This is a genomic window from Acanthopleuribacter pedis (assembly GCF_017377855.1).
Taxonomy (GTDB): Bacteria; Acidobacteriota; Holophagae; order Acanthopleuribacterales; family Acanthopleuribacteraceae; genus Acanthopleuribacter; species Acanthopleuribacter pedis.
In genome coordinates this window covers 1-17546 of the sequence record NZ_JAFREP010000048.1, presented here as the reverse complement: position 1 = coordinate 17546, position 17546 = coordinate 1, and the positions used below count along the sequence as shown (strand labels likewise).

The 17546-nt window shown below is 55.5% G+C and carries 10 protein-coding genes and 1 rRNA gene; 4 read left to right on the top strand and 7 right to left on the bottom strand.

Annotated elements, in window-relative coordinates; all coding sequences use genetic code 11:
• Window positions 1-253 precede the first annotated feature (253 nt).
• The 5 genes from J3U88_RS31580 to J3U88_RS31560 all read right to left on the bottom strand — a co-directional run bounded on the left by J3U88_RS31580 (window position 254) and on the right by J3U88_RS31560 (window position 7706).
• Entirely contained in the window at window positions 254-4084 is a 3831-nt protein-coding gene (locus J3U88_RS31580; RefSeq protein ID WP_207863019.1) for a serine/threonine-protein kinase, read from the bottom strand.
• A gap of 176 nt (window positions 4085-4260) precedes the next feature.
• The gene (locus J3U88_RS31575) at window positions 4261-5256 is read right to left on the bottom strand and encodes a CAP domain-containing protein (protein ID WP_207863018.1); all 996 of its coding nucleotides are present in this window, start codon (window positions 5254-5256) and stop codon (window positions 4261-4263) included.
• Window positions 5257-5712: 456 nt separating this feature from the next.
• Complete coding sequence (locus tag J3U88_RS35155; protein WP_207863017.1) at window positions 5713-6333, bottom strand: glutathione S-transferase N-terminal domain-containing protein; 621 nt, start codon at window positions 6331-6333, stop codon at window positions 5713-5715.
• Window positions 6334-6551: 218 nt separating this feature from the next.
• Complete coding sequence (locus tag J3U88_RS31565) at window positions 6552-7019, bottom strand: YHS domain-containing (seleno)protein (protein ID WP_207863016.1); 468 nt, start codon at window positions 7017-7019, stop codon at window positions 6552-6554.
• Between the two features lie 153 nt (window positions 7020-7172).
• On the bottom strand, window positions 7173-7706 hold the full coding sequence (locus tag J3U88_RS31560; protein WP_207863015.1) for a chemotaxis protein CheX: 534 nt from the start codon (window positions 7704-7706) through the stop codon (window positions 7173-7175).
• A gap of 270 nt (window positions 7707-7976) precedes the next feature.
• On the opposite strand from J3U88_RS31560, the gene J3U88_RS31555 reads away from it, so the two are divergent.
• A complete protein-coding gene (locus J3U88_RS31555) occupies window positions 7977-9335 on the top strand; it encodes a DUF2252 domain-containing protein (protein WP_207863014.1) in 1359 nt (452 codons plus the stop codon).
• Between the two features lie 3 nt (window positions 9336-9338).
• Here the strand turns inward: J3U88_RS31555 and J3U88_RS31550 are convergent, their stop codons facing one another.
• Window positions 9339-13883 carry a SpoIIE family protein phosphatase gene (locus J3U88_RS31550; RefSeq protein ID WP_341535206.1) on the bottom strand — a complete coding sequence of 1515 codons (4545 nt, stop codon included), beginning with the start codon at window positions 13881-13883 and terminating at the stop codon, window positions 9339-9341.
• A gap of 581 nt (window positions 13884-14464) precedes the next feature.
• On the opposite strand from J3U88_RS31550, the gene J3U88_RS31545 reads away from it, so the two are divergent.
• The 3 genes from J3U88_RS31545 to J3U88_RS31535 all read left to right on the top strand — a co-directional run bounded on the left by J3U88_RS31545 (window position 14465) and on the right by J3U88_RS31535 (window position 16224).
• Window positions 14465-15130: a nitroreductase family protein gene (locus J3U88_RS31545; RefSeq protein ID WP_207863012.1), complete on the top strand. Its 666-nt coding sequence runs from the start codon at window positions 14465-14467 to the stop codon at window positions 15128-15130.
• A 128-nt stretch (window positions 15131-15258) separates the two neighbouring features.
• Window positions 15259-15774 carry an RNA polymerase sigma factor gene (locus J3U88_RS31540; protein ID WP_207863011.1) on the top strand — a complete coding sequence of 172 codons (516 nt, stop codon included), beginning with the start codon at window positions 15259-15261 and terminating at the stop codon, window positions 15772-15774.
• Window positions 15775-16224: a hypothetical protein gene (locus J3U88_RS31535; RefSeq protein WP_207863010.1), complete on the top strand. Its 450-nt coding sequence runs from the start codon at window positions 15775-15777 to the stop codon at window positions 16222-16224.
• Between the two features lie 1237 nt (window positions 16225-17461).
• On the opposite strand, the gene rrf is transcribed toward J3U88_RS31535, so the two are convergent.
• A 5S ribosomal RNA gene (rrf, locus tag J3U88_RS31530) occupies window positions 17462-17546 on the bottom strand; the annotation flags it as partial.

Below are 17546 nucleotides of genomic sequence, written 5' to 3'. Positions count from 1 at the left end.
TCGCTACCTTCGCTGACCAAACCATTCTCCAAATCCTAGTAACCTAGTCTTAGGACTAGGCGAGCCTTGGACTCCTCCTCGGCTCGCCGGCCTCCTAACTCAAGGTTCTCCCCAAACTATGAATCCGTGGCACCACCAAAGTCGTGCCCGTCATCTCAGCCTTGTACCGAACCCGGCTTCCGGTGGAATTCGCAAACACACATTCAAGCGTTTTTTCGGTCCATTCGTGATCCACCTCGCGGGTGTCTTCCCGTTAGTTTTGGGCGCGGATTTCCGCGGAACGCTGAAGGTAAGCGCGGCTTTCTTCGGTGTCACCCAGGCGTTGCAAGAGGTTGCCGATCAGGTCCAACACGTCGGGAAGATCGGCGCCCGGTGAACCGCGCCGGCCCTCGTAAACGGTCAGCGCCTCTTGCCAGTCCGCAATCGCTTTGCGGGGGAAACCCCGGATCTCCGCGATCTTGCCGCGCAACACCAGAATTTTGGCGATATCGTCATCGCGTTCCTCCGTCAATTGGAGCGCTTCTTCAATGACCCGTTCGGCAGCATCGTAATCACGGAGCGCGAAATGCACACCTGCCAAATGGCGACGTGCCTCAATCGCGCGATCATGCGAAGGACGCTGGTATTTGGCGTATAGATCAATCACACGATCCAAAAAGGGAATCGCCACTTCTAGTTCGCCGGCCTCAAAGTGGAATTGACCCATGCGCACCAGGCTGCTCATGGTCAAGCGGTGGCCCTCGCCCAGCTTTTCCTCACGCAGCTTGGCGGCGCGAACCAACAAGGGGCGCGCTTTCTCGTACTGGTTCATCTTGCGGTACAAGGAACCCAAGGAGGTCATGCTGTAGGCCAGCTCCGGGTGGTCGTCACCCAAACCTTTGCGCTCCTTGCGGTAGGCCTCTTCCAGGTAGGGCAGCGCTTCCTGAAGACGCCCCATTTGGCTTAGGATTTGGCCGACCCCTTCGAGGCTAATCGCAACCTCGAAATGATCTTCGCCAAACACTTTGCGGCGAATTTCCAATGCCTTTTTCATGTACTTTAAGCCGCTCGGCCTGTCGCCGGCCCCACTCGTATTGGTCGCAATGTTATGGTAATTGCGAGCAACGCTGCCGTGTTCTTCGCCGTACACTTTTAAATTGATCGCCAGCGATTTCTTATGGCTCTTGAGCGCGTTTTCAAAGTCATCCTTGGAGAAGTAAAGGGTTGCGAGTGATTCAAACATCATCGCCGTTTGGGGATGATCCGCGCCGTAAAAACCGGAACCAATGGCAACCGACCGCTCCATCGCGGCCATCGCTTTTTCGTCTTCATCCACGGCGGCATAGGCCTTTGCCAGCGCTTCCAGGGTAATGGCCGCTTGCGGGTGGGGTTTGTGATACGCCTTGTCTTCAATCGCCACGGCCCGTTCCAGGGGGGCAACGGCTGCCTTGGGCGAAACGGTCATTTCCAAAAATCGCGCCCAACCCCGTAGCGCCATCGCCATTTTGGGGTGGTTGGGCCCATAAATTTTCTCGTTTAAGGCCAACTGGTCTTCCTGGAGAATGCGGGCCTCATCAATGCGGTTCAACTGGAACAAGGTCGTGGCGACACTGCTCATCAAGCTCACGGTATCGGGGTGTTCGTGGCCCAAAACTTCTTCAGCCAAAGAAAGCGCCTTTGAAGCATGGCGATGGGCGGCTTGGTTGTCGTTCATGTCCAGATAGGATGCGGCCAAGTTTCGCAGGGCGCTAATGGACTTGGGGTGGGCTTCGCCGTACTGCGCAAACCGCTGTTTGACCACCTCTTGGTTCATGGCCAGGGCCTCGTCCAGACGGCCCAGGCGCCGCAGGAACCGCGCGCGTTGCAAAACCACCGCCGACCGTTCGGGATGGGTTTCGACAAGTTCCTTCTCCGCGACGTCTCGCGCCGCCTGCCAATGTTTCTCCGAAGCCTCAAACAAACCCTGATGCAAATAAAATCGGCTGAGTTCTAGATTGACGGAAACCACCTTGGGGTGGTTCGGGCCCAGGTGTTTCTCTGCGAGCGCCAGAGCCGAGGTGAGCTGGGCCTCGGCAGCATCGAAGCGCGCTCGTTTTTCCAGCAACCGCGCGCGCCGCAAACGGCAGTCAACCCAGGCGGGGTGTTCGTCGCTATACAACTTGCCGTAAACGGCCTCGGCGCGGTCGTAATAGTTGCCGGCCTCGTCGAAGTCACCTTTTTCAAAGTACAATTCACCCAAACGCGCCAAGCCGCGGGCGATGGCGGAATGGGTTTCGCCATAGAGCCCATGCAGGTTTTCCAACAAGGTATTTTGCAAGGCGACGGCGCGCTCGGGAAATCCCCAAGCGGCATACAAAGCGATTTGGTCCTCGTCGAGCCCGATTTGATCGGAAACAGGCAAAACACCGCGCTGAATTTGGGCACGCTGAAAAGCCTCGGAAGCTTCTTTGAAGCGGCCCGTCAGAAACAAAAGCTTGCCGTTAAGATGGTCAATTCGCGCCCGTGCCACGCTGTTCTTGTGTTCGATGGGCTCGTGAATCAGCGCGGCCAAAAGACGTTGCGCGTCCTCATAATCGCCGGCAAGCATGATGGTATCGACCAGTTCCAACTTTTGCACCACGGCGGCGCTTGGATCTTCAATCTTGCGCAGCGCCTCTTCCAGCAAAGCGCGCGACACTTGGTAATCACCCAAGGCGCGGTAAACCTGGCCCATGGAAGCCTGTAACTGAATCTGAACCTCGGGCTGATCGTTCAGCGATTGATCAACCATGCCCCGTCCTTGCTCCATGATTTGATAAGCGGTGACTTCTTGCGTTTGGGCGAGGTCCGGGTCGACCTGCTCAAACATGCCCACCAAAAACTGGGTCACCTGCTCGGCGGTACGCTGCTCGCGTTTGGCGACATCCCGCTCGGCGGCAACCAACGCGGCCTGGTACTGGGCAAAAACCGCGAAAAGTAACAAAAAGACCAGGGTGCCGACGCCCATGGCAATCGGCCAAGGATGGCGTTGCACCAGCTTTTGCAAGCGGTACATGGCGGTCGCGGGTCGCGCCTGAACCGGCAAACCTTCCATGTAAAAGCGAATATCGGCAGCAAAGGATTCCATACTGGGATAACGCCGTTCGGGATCGCGTTCGAGCGCTTTGAGCACGATGGTATCGAGGTCGCCCCGTAGCGTGCTTGCAACCGACAGCGAATGGCCCTCGATGCGCACGGAACTGGGTTTGGTGATGGTGGTGTGGTTGACAACGCGCAGGATTTCACTGATGCCCGAGCTGCCGAACTGATAAGGCTTTACACCGGTCAGCATTTCGTAAAGCATGATGCCCATGCTGTAGACGTCGGAGGCGGCCCCGAGCCGAAGCCCGTTGACCTGCTCGGGTGAAGCGTATTCCGGGGTCATCATTTGTTCGGCGAGTTGGGTGACGGTGCTCGCTTGTTCCGCGTCGGGTTTGAGAATCACGGCAATGCCGAAATCGAGGATTTTGGGAAAACCGTCCTCGGTTACCAAAATATTTTTGGGTTTGATGTCGCGGTGAATCACCATGCGTTGGTGGGCGTGGCTGAGGCCGTCGCAGATCTTGATAAAAAGTTCCAAACGATCATCAATGGGGTGGTCTTGTTGGGCGAGATAGTCGTCCAGACGCAAACCGTCGACGTATTCCATGGCCAGCCAAGGCCGGCCGTCGGGCAGAAAACCGGTGTCGATGAGCTGCGCGATGTTGGGGTGTTTCAGTGTCGCCAGGATCGCGCATTCTTTGAGAAAGAGATCTTTGTAGCCGGGCTGGGTGTAGGTCAACACCTTGAGCGCCACTTTGAGGTTCTCGCTGCCAATTTTGGCGCCGAGATACACCACGCCCATGCCACCTTGGCCGATGGAGGACTCAATGCGGTAGTTACCGACTTGCGCGCCGATTTTCACCTCGACAAAGGCCCCGCCCAAACTGGGATCCGGTTCACCGGTAGGGACACTGAGTGAATCCAAAAACGGCTCTAGGTGATCAGCGCCGGCGGCTCGAACCAACCGCGACAATTCTTTCAAAGCTTCTTCACGACTTTTCTTGGGCGGACGCGCCAAGCCGTCGTCGGGGGGTTGGTTATCCAACACTCGTCCTCTCTGCGCCACGTGTTACACCTGTCTCTCTAAAGTTAGCGCGAAAGACCCAGGCAGGCAACCGGCGGGCGCGAGGATTTTACGATCAGCTTGCCAACCGCGTCAAAGAGAATGAAAGTCCTCGTTAAAACGATGTACAGCGCCGATCAACGGCCCAAGGGGTCATATCAAGGGCTACAGAAATTATCCCTCATGGCAATAAAATCAAGCACGGTTAGGTTGTTGGAAATTTGCCAATCTTCTACCTGCTGGTACCAAAAGGCCTCGGTCACGCAGGGCAGTTCCAAAACGATGGTGTCGGAAGCCTGCTGCGTGGCGCCACCTGGCCGGCGCAGTTCGACCGTGACCCTGTGCATGCCGTTCCCGAAATCGAGGTTCCAGGTTTTTTCGGTTGCAAAGGGTTCCCATTCGGAGAAGGCGCCGCTGTTGTTTCGGAAACGCATTTCGGAAAAAGTCCCCTGCCCGTAGATGTAAAGGTCGACGGTTTGGACTTCCGTGACATAAGCCTCGCGATTGATCACCAGCGGAAAAATGGCGCCGCTTCGGCCAAAGTTTTGCGTCCAATAATGACGAAAAGGGCCCCCGGTGCGGTTGGCGTTACAATCACCGGTATCGTCAAAGCGCACATTGTTCTGGTCGGCGCTCTGGAAAAAGTAACCCACCCCGATTTCTTGGAAGCTCGTTCGCAAAATATTGGCGCGGTGTCCCGAGCTGTTCATCCAGGCCGTCATCACCGCTTCCGGTGTCGTTTGGCCTGCCGCGATATTTTCCCCGGCCGAATTCCACGCGTAGCCGGCGGCGGTCATCCGGTCACCCATTGAAGAACGGGTATCCAAGTCACAGTGGGCGAAAAAGTCACGCACGGCCATGTTCTCACTATGGGTTTCGCTGCTTTGATCCAGCAGGCTGTTTTGTTTTAACGGCGGCAAACCACCGTTGTTCAGCCGCTCGATATTCACCAGAGCAACCACTTGCTCTTCAAAGGTGGGACCGGTCCCTTTTTCTCGTGAAAAAGATTCGAAGTAGCTAGGCCGGTGCACCACGGCTTGCATCGGGTCGGCGGCTTGAACGTCGCCCGTCTGACGATCCACCGCTTCTTGCCCGGAAAGCCAGACCGTGGATACGAACAACGTGAAAAGGGCACCTTGCAACAACTTGGTCATAAAAACGCCGCCTTTTTAATTTTGACAAGATAGAGTTTGCGTTGATCCGACATGCAATATATAGGTAAGTGCTGAAAAAGAACAGGAGGTTGCTCACAACCCCCTGCTTTTGACGCAATCCTAGCCCGCATTTCTCACAAGGAATTCTGCTACGGGGCAACCCATGCGATTACGAGGGGGCGGCCTTCCGCGGGGTGGCCGGCCGCATTACTCGGTCGAGCCGGCTTCGCCTCAGCTGCTACGCCGAATGGTCGGCCCCGCGAATGGTCGGCCCCGCGAATGGTCGGCCCCGCGAATGGTCGGCCCCGCGAATGGTCGGCCCCCTGCGCCGCGGCTCGCCCATAACCTTTGTATTTACAAGGCTTTCAGCTTCTCGCAACGAACCCTTGTGAGAAATGCGGGCTAGTACATGCCGCGGCCGGGCCGACACCTGTCGATCTGGCCGCGGCGGTTGAATCAGGTCCCGGTAAAGTTGGTTTTTTCCTCGATGGTGATATGGCGCGGTTGGGCCGCGACCCTGGCGACCCACGCGGAAACGGCGGGATAATCCGCCAAGGCAAACCCACCTTCATCCGCCTTGTGGGTGTAGGCGTATAGGGCGATATCGGCCACGCTGTAACCGTCACCGACCATAAAATCGTTTTTCGCCAAATGGTTTTCCATCATCGCCAGGGCCTTTAATCCGCCTGGCCGGCGCTCGGCAATTTTGTCTTGAAAGGATCCACTTTGCGGGTGATGCAACCAAAACCGCGAGGTGGCGATGTAGGGCTCGTGGCTGTATTGCTCCCAAAACAACCATTGGTTCACCTCGAAGCGCGCTTCCCGGCTCGTGGGTAGGAACGGCGTCCCCTCCGCCAAGTACAACAGAATGGCGTTGGATTCGCTCAGTACCCGCTCCTCCGGCGTTATCAGCACGGGGATCTTGCCGTTGGGGTTGCGGGCTAAAAAGGCGGGGGATTGCGCTTCCCCGGCCAAAATATCGGTTTCAAGATAACGAAAGGACAAATCGAGTTGGTGCAGAAGCAGGGCGACTTTGTAGCCGTTCCCGGAGGTAGGGTAATCGTAAAGCTGGTACACGGAATCCTCACTCGTTTTAGGTCACCTCTGTTGGGAAACCGGGACCGGACATGCATAAGGTCGGCCATCAAACGGATTCACCAACACACCAGATACCAAGTTAGTTATACGCCGGCTTCGCGGGCTTGTCTGCGCCGAGGCAGAATTTCTCGCAAAAGGAGAAAGGGGACATCACCCGAAGGTAACATCCCCTTTGTGTTCATGGGTTATGTGGCGGTTTATTTCTTCAACAGACCGGGCCAGTGTTCATCGGCCAGCTTGATGTAACCGGGAATGTCTTTTTCCCATTTCTTCTGAATTTTGGCGTTGTAGTTCAGATAGAGCTTGCCGTCGAGAATCTTCCAAGCGTCGGGGTCAATGCCGGCGGTGGCATTTTGGCTGACCGCATAAGCGCAGTAACCACCGTATTGAGGCGCGTACTTTTCGGGCTCCTTCTCAAAGGCACTTTTGTTTTCCGCGCCGGCGAAATACCAAGTGGCACCGTTCCATTCAAGCTTGTGTTCTTTGCTGCCTTTGACGGGTTTGGATTCGGTGAAGTACGCCACGGGATCGTAACCTTTGATGGCGACCCCGAAAAAGGTCTGATTAACCGGTTCGACAGCCAACAAAGCACCGGAAAAAAACAAGACGGCCAAAGTGGAAAAAAAGGTTTTAGCGGCCGCATTTTTTGATGACAGTAGGTTCATGGAAACACCCTCCAAAAGGTTTGTTTTTGTCAGATAGAGGTACAGTCGAGGACCAAAAACCATTCCATCAACCAGTCATTTCTTTGTTTTTTCTTTGAGACGAACCCTGGCACTAGCGCCCGTTCTCGCTTTAAAACCATAGACTTAGGCACCTTAACGACGACGCGCGGAAGGTGCCGATCCCAGCAAAGAAATACTCGAGGTAAAAAACTTGTCGGCCATATGAACCACGGATACTTCTTTAATCTCAAAGGTCACCGACACGGTCACAATGTTTTTCAGGTGGTACATGTTGTAGTTCGCACCGAAGATAAAAGCGGGCAGCGAAATGCCGTCGAACCGCCAGGGTGTGCTGTGCAGCAGAGTGTGGAACTTACCTGCCACCATGTTGCCGATTTCGCAAATGGCGTCGATGGTTTCCTCGTTCATTTCATCGAATTTGGTGCCGAGCAACTCGCCCGCCAGGAACATGGCGGTCCGCTCACTGAGGTTAAGGGTCATGTTGCCGTTACGGGTTCCGTGTAAACCCACGATGACGGACAACGCTTTGGCGGCGGTGGTGAAACGAGACACACCGACCCCCTCCGGTTTAATACCGGTCATCGCCAAACCGGCGATGGTTCCGTCGACAACACAGTTCATGAGTACGGGGTTGATGTTCAATTTAGTAAAACTCCCTACGTCCATAAACACGACTCCACAGCAGCCGGCGCTCGAGACCGGTGCAATACAGTATAAAAAAATTATCCGGGATGAACGGGAAACAGCTTAGCACTAAAACGAAGCTACCGAAAGAGGCTTGCATGGATGAACCCGGGGTTCTTCCCACTGCTTTTAACGCTTGAATTGAATCGCGGCTTTACCAGGAGGGGGCGGCCCCCTCTTTCGCGGTTGGCGCCCTTTGGGTTATGCTCACAGAATTCTCACATCTCATTCATCCCAACCAGGAGGCCGAAATTGAAGAACAGCAGCTCCGCGGGCGATACCCAATGGCGGAAACAGCGCGGTCGCGCGCGCAAGCACATCCTCGAAGTCGAGCTGGCCCGTGTCAACGGCGGCCTGCGCGAGGAAGACCGTCGCGAAAAATACCGCCGTATGTCCCTATCGCCGTTCGCTTTTTATCGGGGCACCGCCCATCTTTTTTACCGTGATTTGGCCGCGGCCGACCTGCTCGCAAACAGCCGCTTCCTCAGTGAAAACACCAACACCTGGATCCAAGGCGATCTGCATATTAACAACTTTGGTGCATTTGCCGACGCCGAGGGCGATGTGGTTTTTGATCTCAACGATTTCGACGAATCGTGGATCACCCACTACCTCTTTGATGTATGGCGCGGCGCTTGTTCGCTGTATTTACAAAGCGAGGCCAATACGTTTAAACGCAAACACCGCATGGCGTTTATCGACGAGTTCACCCACGAATACCTCAACGAACTCGAGATCGCCCGCGGCAAGGAAGGGCGAAACCTGGACAAGGTCACCATCGACCAAGCCCGCGGCCCCCTCAAAAAATTCCTTACCAAAGCCATCACGCGCAACTCGCGCCAAGCCATGTTGGAAGATTGGACCCTGGTTGAAGGAACCGAGCGGCGCTTTAATTTGGACGACCCACTGCTGGAACCCATCACCAACGACGACCTGCGCTTGCTGCGCACGGCCATTAAGGTCTACAAGGATCATCTCGACTCCGATCTACGCGGGAATAAAGACTATTTCAAGGTTCAGGACGCGGCGCTCCGTATTCATGCCGGCGTCGGCTCGCTCGGGACGCCGCGCTATTACGTGCTCATTCGCGGTGAGGACAACGACCCTCATACCTGTCGGATTCTCGACGTCAAACAGCAGGGACTGCCCTCCTTTTTCCCCTTTTTGGAACAGGCCGAACGGGACCGCTTGCTTGAGATTCACGACGAAAGTAAGTCGGGCCAACGGGTGGCCGAGGCCCAAAAAGCCATGTTGATGGACGCCGGCAAACATCTGGGTTCGATCACGATTCTGGGACGGAGTTTTTCCGTGCGCGAGCGCTCACCGTTCAAAAAGAGTTTTAAGCTGGAAAAACTCAACAAACGCAAAGACTTTCACGACATGGCCCACCACTGGGGCACGATTCTCGCGGGCGGCCACGCGCGCGGCGACGGCGATTACGACAGCCAACGCATCAGCCACATCTTTGAGGAGGCTGTCACCGACCTGACCCACAAGAACCGCGCGGCATTCCAGGAGGAAGTGCGCTTATTTGCCGAAAGTTACGCCAAACAGGTAAGCATCGATTTTGCGCTGTTCTGTAAACTGCGGGATCAGGGATCGCTTGGGTAATCTTCAGGCCGCGGTCCTGCCGGCCTGCGCCGGCGGGATGCGCACAATCACCAAGGTCATATCGTCAAACTGGTCCATGTGCCCAACGAACCCACCGTATTCACGTCGGACGACCTCGAGTAACTCGTTGGGCGTCATCTCGTGGTTGGCCCGCACTAAGTCGGCCAAACGGCTTTCACCAAAAACCTCGTGTTGTTCGTTCATGGCCTCGACAATACCGTCGGTGTAAAAGACCAGGATGTCACCGGGCGCCACGGTGATCGTATTCTCTTCAACCACGCGGTCAAACACATTGCCCGACTCCAAGCCGATGGCCATGCCGCGACTTTTGACAAACTCGGTGGTTTGCTGCTCGCGACGGTAAAGGATGGGCGGGTTGTGCCCGCCGTTGGCCATCAACATCGAACCCTTCTCAGGGTCAAAAATGGCGTATTGCAGGCTGAGGAAGATGTTGGCGGCCGAGGCGCGGTGGAACTGCCGGTTAATGTGGCTCAGCGCTTCCTTCGGCGAGTCGGTATCGGCGGAATAAGCTTGCACCAACCCTTTGGTCATGGTCATGTACAGCGCCGCGGGCATGCCCTTACCGGATACATCACCAATCACCACACCCAAACGCCCGCCGTCGCGCATCACAAAATCAAAGTAGTCACCGCCTACCTCACGGGCCGGCTGGGAGAAGGACGCGATTTCGAGCCCCTCGAAGCTGGGCACCTTGGCGGGCAACATGCACACCTGCGCCTTGTGCGCCATTTCCAACGAACGTTTCATGTTGCGTTCCTGCTCGCGGATGTTGAGCAGGTTGCGAACACGGGCACACAACTCACGGGCGTTAAAGGGTTTTGAAATGTAATCGTTGGCGCCGATTTCCAAACCCTCGACCTTCATTTCGTCGCTGGCCTTGGCGGTCAGCATAATGATCGGGGTGTGGTTGAGGTCGCGGTCCCGTCTGATTTGGCGGCACATCTCGTAACCGTCCATCACGGGCATCATGACATCGCTAATAATGAGGTCCGGTTTGTGCTGCCGCGCCATTTCCAGCCCGTGACGGCCGTCGACCGCCTCAATCACACGGTAATCGGTTTCCATGGTGTTGCGAATGTAATCGCGAATGTCGGGGTGATCGTCGACGACCAGCACCGTTTCGCCCAGGCCGCGGTCACGCAAGGCGCCCGCCTTTTCCTGCTCATCGCGCAAGTGGGCGATTTCAATTTGGGCTTGGCCTGGTGCGGCGAATTGATCGGGATCGCTGTGTTCTTGACACAGTTCCTTCGCTTTAAAGTGTTTTTTCCCCAGCGGCAACACCACAAAAAAGGAACTGCCCTTGCCGATTTCCGATTCGACCCATACCTGGCCGTGATGCAAGCCGACCAGCTCTTTAACCAGCGAGAGCCCAATACCGGTCCCCTCGCGTTCGCGGGTATGGGATCCGTCGACTTGGCGAAAACGATCAAAAATGTGGACACGCTGTTTTTCGTCAATGCCGCAACCGGTGTCGGTGACACACAACTGCACCGCATCGCGGTTCAGGTTGTCGCGGGTAACGGAAAGCGACAGGCTGATCGAACCGCCGTTATCGGTGAATTGAAAGGCGTTGGCCAAAAGGTTAAACAGAATTTTTTCTACTTTTTCCGCGTCAAACCAAACCTCGAGATCGGGATCGGTTGATTCGATACTGAGCTTAATCTCGCGGGTACGCGCCAGGCTGTCAAAAGCCGCCAAAATCGGTTTGGCAAAGGCCGTGATGTTGAGCTTGCGGGCCGCCATTTTCATGCGGCCGGCTTCCAGCCGCGAGATATCCAGCAATTGGTTAATCAACCGAAGCAAACGACGGCCGTTGCGCAACATAATCTCGTGCTGTTGGTTCAAACGCTCTCGGCTGGGTACGCCCGCCGCGTTGAGCAAGCTTTCCAGGGGTCCAAGGATGAGGGTCAGTGGGGTACGAAACTCGTGAGAAATGTTGGAAAAGAACTGCGTCTTCAGTTTGTCCATTTCCATTAACTGACGCGCCTGCTCCTCGGTTTTGCGTTTTTCGCGGCGCAGGCTTTCGGTGCGTTCTTCCACCATGCTTTCCAGTTCCGCGGAGCGACGCGCCATGTGACGGTAGCGCCAACGGTTGCTGCCGTACCACAAACAAGGAATCATGACGGCGTAGAAAATTAAGGCCGGGGTCGAACGCCAGAAGGGCGGAACAATTTCCACATGAATCGGCGGTTCCAAGCGGCGCCAACTACCGTTGCTGTTAGAGCCCTCAATGTGGAGCTTGTAGAAACCGGGCGAAAGGTGTTTCACAGAAATCGCGTTGTTCGTCTGGGGTAAGCTCCATTCCTCGTCGCGCGGCTCCAATTTGAAACGGTACAAATTACGGCGCGGCTGGGAAAAATCCATCGCGGCCACCCCAACCTTAAAAAACAGTTCGCCGTAGGCAAGGCGGAGGGTACCGCCGTCTTGCAGCGCACGAACCGACATTTTGCCTTCAGAGGAATCGACGTAGGTTAAGGTGATCGGCGGAATGTAATCACTTGCCTGAATTTCTTTGGGATGAAACATGGTAATGCCGTTGGTGCCGCCGAAGTAAATCATGCCTCTGGCGTCATGGGCGTAGGAAGCCCAGTGGAAGCGGTTGTTAACGCCGTCCCGCATGTTGTAGTTCACCGCTTCGCGGGTTTCGGGAAGGTACCGGGTCAGGCCTTTCCCATGGGTTAACCACAGGTAACCGGTTTTGTCGGCAACCACGGCATAGATTTCCCGGTCGGGGATGCTGTCCGTAGAATCGAAAAGACGAAATTTTTCCTTATCGGGATTAAAACGAAACAGGGAGTAGCCGGTGGAGAGCCATAAGTTACCGGACGGGTCACTGGTAATTGAGTAAACGTGCAATTCCTTGCGCTCGCGAACCTTCTCTTTGGTCAGCTCGAAGTGAACGAACTTGTTCTTACGCTCGATGTAACGGGTTAGGACACCTTTATCACCGCCCAGCCAAACCCTTCCCTCGCGATCACAATACCCCGTGTAGTGGTTTTGCGGATGGAGATTGATGTCGGGGTTCTGGGTAGAAAAGATCTTAAATTTTTCGTACTTGGGATCAAATCGCACAATGCGGATATCCGTATCTGTGCCGCCGCCGGGCATCCATAAACGGTTTTTCTTGTCGACAAAGATGCTTTGCACAAGGAAGGATTTTATATCGGGATCACCCACGCCTTCCAACATCCGTTCGAACTGGTTTTTCTCGCGCTCAAAACGATGCAGCTCGTATTTGTTCAGAACATACACCACCCCTTGCGAATCGGAGACGATTTTGAGAATGGTCCCCTCACGCAAGGCGGTGGGGTCGTCATCATCCGCGGTATAACGTTCAAATTCCCGGCTTCCCGCCTTACGGCGGTACAAAACATCATCCACCGCGGCCCACAGATCACCCTTTGCATCAACGGTTAATCGCTGCACATCGCGCGGCGCCTCGGATGCCTCTGAGTTTCCGACAAAAATCTGAAAGAAGTTGTTTTGCGTTTCGAGGATCTTATTGAGGCCGGTTTGGGTACCGACCCAGACGATCCCACCTAAGTCTTGATACAGGCACAGAACCGAGCCCATGAAGAGTTGGTTCGATTTACCGCCGACGTTGCCAAAATGTTCCCATTGGCGGCGTTTCCCATCGTAGAGGTAGGCCCCGTTTTTGCGGGTACCTAACCACAAACGGCCGTCGGCGTCTCGCATCATTCGGGTCACCGCGATACGGTCAAAGTCCGGCGGATTCTCGCCACCCCATTCGGGGTACATAAATGCTTCTTTTTCCAAGTCGTAAACGACTTGGCCCGCGATGTCGGCGCCGCTGCCAACCTCGCGTTCGAAGAGAACCCAAAGTCGGTTTTGGTCGAGGAAGAGGTTTTTAACCGAAATCTCGGCAACGTCCACGCCGAACAGCGCCCCGGGCGTGAGGGTCGCGATGGTTTGGCTGCGGGGATTGAAGCGGGAGAGCCCGATTTTATTACCAAACCAAATTTGGTTTTCGTCATCGACGACAAATGATTCGGTTAAAGTATCTTTTTTCTCGCCGAGATTGGGGACCGCAAAACGTTCAAAAGAAAAGGTTTCTTCGTCGTAACGGTTGAAACCGTCGCGGGTCGCCACCCAAACATTACCCTCGCTGTCTTCGCTAATCGCGCTGACATTGTTGTCGAGCAGGCCTTCATCGAGCCCTTCTTGGAATTCGAAGTTGCGGAAGGGTTCAAACGGATCAGAAATAATGCTTAATCCTTCGGAGGTGCCGACCCAAATGCGTTTCCGTGAATCGCGGAACAGGACCGAAATATCGTTGCTTAAGAGGTGTCCGCCCCCGCCCCGCCGTGCTTTGATCTTCAAGTAATCGTAGCCGTCATAGCGGAAAAGCCCCACATCGGTAAGGATCCAGAGGAAACCACGCGGCCCTTGCACCACCTGCTTTACGGAAAAAGGCTCTCCCTCTTCCTCGGCGATCCAGACTTTATCAACCAGTACCTCACGCCCCGCCAAGAGCGGCGCACAAGCGAGGACAAGGAGCGACCACACCAAAACAGACCTGCCGGCATACGTGCATGTGGTCAAAAATCGGGCAAGGGGATTCGCGGGTTGCTGAGAAAGCTGCACGGGTCTACCTCCGACAAGGGGCGCGGGTTTTCCCGCACGGGGCACCGGAACAAAAGTGGCCGCGGCGCCGTGGGAGATCGGTCTCCCGAGGTTATGGTACGGATTGCCGAAAAACGGCACTTTTAGGGCGCGCGTCCCGAGATGGGTCAGCGGGATTTAAACGAAGAGGACCTAAAAGGGATTCCGACTCTATTATTACGCCAAGAGAGGGGATCGGGTTTCGCTTTACGCTTGCAAGCCTAACCGGAAGAGCGCACGTGACTCAAACGGTTTTTCGTGCGGCGAGGTACCAGGCATCACAGAAAAAGGTCCTCAGACCGGAGCGCCCCAACGGGTAGACCGTCTTTGAGGCCACAGGCCGTGGCATCTGTGATAACCTAGCGTTTATTATTTGGCGCTTTCTGCGTCTTTTTTCTTGGGCACCTTCTGTTTGCCCCCTTCTTTCTTCGTCATTCTGGTGGTCCCCCATCCCAAGCCTCGCGGCGACTTAAAGGAGACACACCATGAAAACTTTAGACAACCCCATCACCTATGTGCCACCGACTTTTCCCCCGGAGGAAATGCTTCGGCGTGCCACCGAGTATTTTGCCTATGCCGACAAACGGCGTAGCGTGCGCGAGTTCAGTGATCGCGAGGTTTCCGACGATTTACTGGACCTCGCCATTCAAACCGCGAGTACCGCCCCCTCCGGCGCCCATAAACAACCTTGGTTCTTCGCCGTCGTCCGTGATCCCGACATCAAACACAAAATTCGCCTGGCCGCCGAACACGAGGAAACCCTCAACTACCAGCAGCGTTTCCCCCAGGACTGGAAAGACGATTTGGCGATTTTCGGAACAGACGAGGTCAAAGAGTACATCGATATCGCACCCGCGATCATCGTGGTGTTCAAGGAGAATTACCGCTTTGTCGACGGCCGCCGCGAAAAGAACTACTACGTCAACGAATCGGTCGGTATCGCCGCGGGTATGTTGATTGCCGCCCTGCATCATGCCGGTTTACAGACCTTAACCCATACGCCGAACCCCATGGCCTTCCTCAACGAAATCTTGGAACGCCCAAAAAACGAGGTTCCCGTGCTGTTGATGCCGGTTGGTTACGCCAAAGAAGGAACCCAGGTTCCCGATCTAACTCGTAAACCGATTGAGGCAATTCGCAAGGTTTATTAGCGTCTCGGCGTGTGCCGTCTGGTTGGTGACCGTACACGCCTTTTCATCCCCCGAGCGGCTAAAGACGCTACAATGTGGGCTGTTTCCAGCCCGGCAGACCCGGCAACGTTAGTTTCAAAAGTACCACCATGAACCAACCAGACGATCCGACCAACGACCAACAGGCCGCGTTTGCCCAACAGGTCGCGCAATACCACAAATTGGTTTTTTCCTTGATCAACCGCTACTACAGCGGCAGACTCCGCGACCATGCCGAGGACCTCTCCCAAGAGATCTGGGCCAAACTTTGGGTTCATTTCAAAAAAAATGAGAACAATGTGGTCAATTTCAAGTCTTATCTATACAGGACGGTTCAGACCACCTTGTGGGACGCCGTTCGCAGCTTGGATCAGGAAGCGGATCAAGAGGAGCTAGAAGAACTGGCCGATCACGCGCAGGAGCGCGCCGACCAGGATGCGTTTAAACGCATGCAGTTGGACAACCTGCTGGCGCAACTCAAAACGGAAGAGCGCCAAATGATTCAGGCCTACCTCAAAGGTTTCTCCAATCAGGAGATTAGCGTCCTGATGGGAACCAGCGAAGGAAGAGTTCGCAATTTGATATCGCGAACCAAAAAGAAGCTTGCCGTTTTAGGAGGTCGTTAAATGCACTTAAATCTGGACCAGTTCAACCAACTGCTTAAAAACCAGGGCGCAGAGAACGATTTAAAAGACTGGCGGGAACATATTTTGTCCTGTCGGCAGTGCAGTCAGGACTTTCGCGCGCTGAACGAGTTAGACCAAAAATTAAAAGAGATGCAGATCGGCCAAACCAAACTGGTCAAAGAAAAACCGCAACGCAAGCCGATCCCTCTGAAATACGTGCTCGGTGTCGCGGCGGTCATGATCATGGCGATCACCCCGTACATTCGCGACAGCAAGCCCGTCGCGGAAGAGGCAGCCCCAACCGCACCGGTCCTGGCCCAGCTCGAGACCACCACCCAAGCCACGCCGGCGCTATTAGACCGCGTCGCCCAGATCAATTACCAACAGGATGTTGCGGATTGGGGCAAGGATACGACGGTAAAAGATTTGGTGAACCGTCTCCCCCGCTAGCTACGAGGCACAAAGGTTTAGCACAATCGCTCCGCAACGAATAGAAAAGCCCGCCGACGCAAAGCGTCAGGCGGGCTTTTCTATTTCGGTTGTGGTGCCGGCCCATCGCGAACCGGCTCATCCCTCGCATCACGGTTGGCCCCGGGGGCGTCGTTGCAACCACCGATGGATGCCCGACAAACGCGATCCGGTTCGTTTTCCGCATCGCGGTTCGCACCCTTGTCGCCGTTACAACCACCGATGTGGTCCCGACCATCGCGATCCTGTTCGTTCTCCCATCACGGTTGGCCCCGGGGGCGTCGTTGCAACCACCGATGGAATCCCGACCAATGCGATCCCGTTCGTTCCGTTCGTCCTGAAGGGACGAACACACCGCCATGCCGGGCCCACCGTTGATTTAAACGTTCGCCGAAGGCGGACCACAACCCGCTGTCCTGTAAGGACTAACTATGGCAGCGAAGGGTCGGGCCCTTTGAAAAAGGGACCGACCCTGGGTCTCCGCGGTTCCCGAAACGCAGGCGCTGAAAGTGCCGGCCCCGAAGCCCTTTCGGGATACGCCGATGTCATCGAGAAAACAAACGAGCGTTTCGGTTTTCCGTGGATTGCCGTGCAGGCGTTTCGGTGTTCCGTGGCTTGCCACGCGGGCGTTTCGGTTTTCCGTGGCTTGGCACGCGAGCGTTTCGGTTTTCCGATCAGGAACCCAACAAATGTTACGGTTTTCCGTGGGCTTCCCCACGGGCGTTCCGATGGTGGAAAGGGTTCCGCCGCCAGTCCCTACAGGACTGGGTTTCCGGTTAATCGAAGCGACCCAGGGTTGCAGTCACTTCGTTCCTTGACCCCGGGCTGCCATAGTTAGCCCCTCCAGGGCAGCGAGAAGAGGTTCGGCGCCGCCTCACGTTCAAATAAAGCATGGGCCCCGCATGGCGGTGTGCGTGTACGTTTAGCACACGCCGGATGATTCACCCCACCAGGCATTCCGTTTATCGGAAAACCACGGCCGGTATACGCCCGATCAACCACCCCGCCAGGCATTCCGTTTATCGGAAAACCACGGCCGGTACACGCCCGATCAACCACCCCGCCATGCATTTCATTTCTTGGAAAACCACGGCCGGTACACGCCGGATCGACCAACATGCATTACCTGTTCCCAGATCGTCAACGAGCCCGCCCGCTGGGAACCAACAAACATCCAGAAATAAGAAAAGCCCGCTTTCGCGGGCTCTTCAGTGTGTGGCTCTGGCAGTGACCTACTTTCCCAGGGTCGAACCCCAGTATCATCGGCTCTATCGGACTTAACTACGGTGTTCGGAATGGGAACC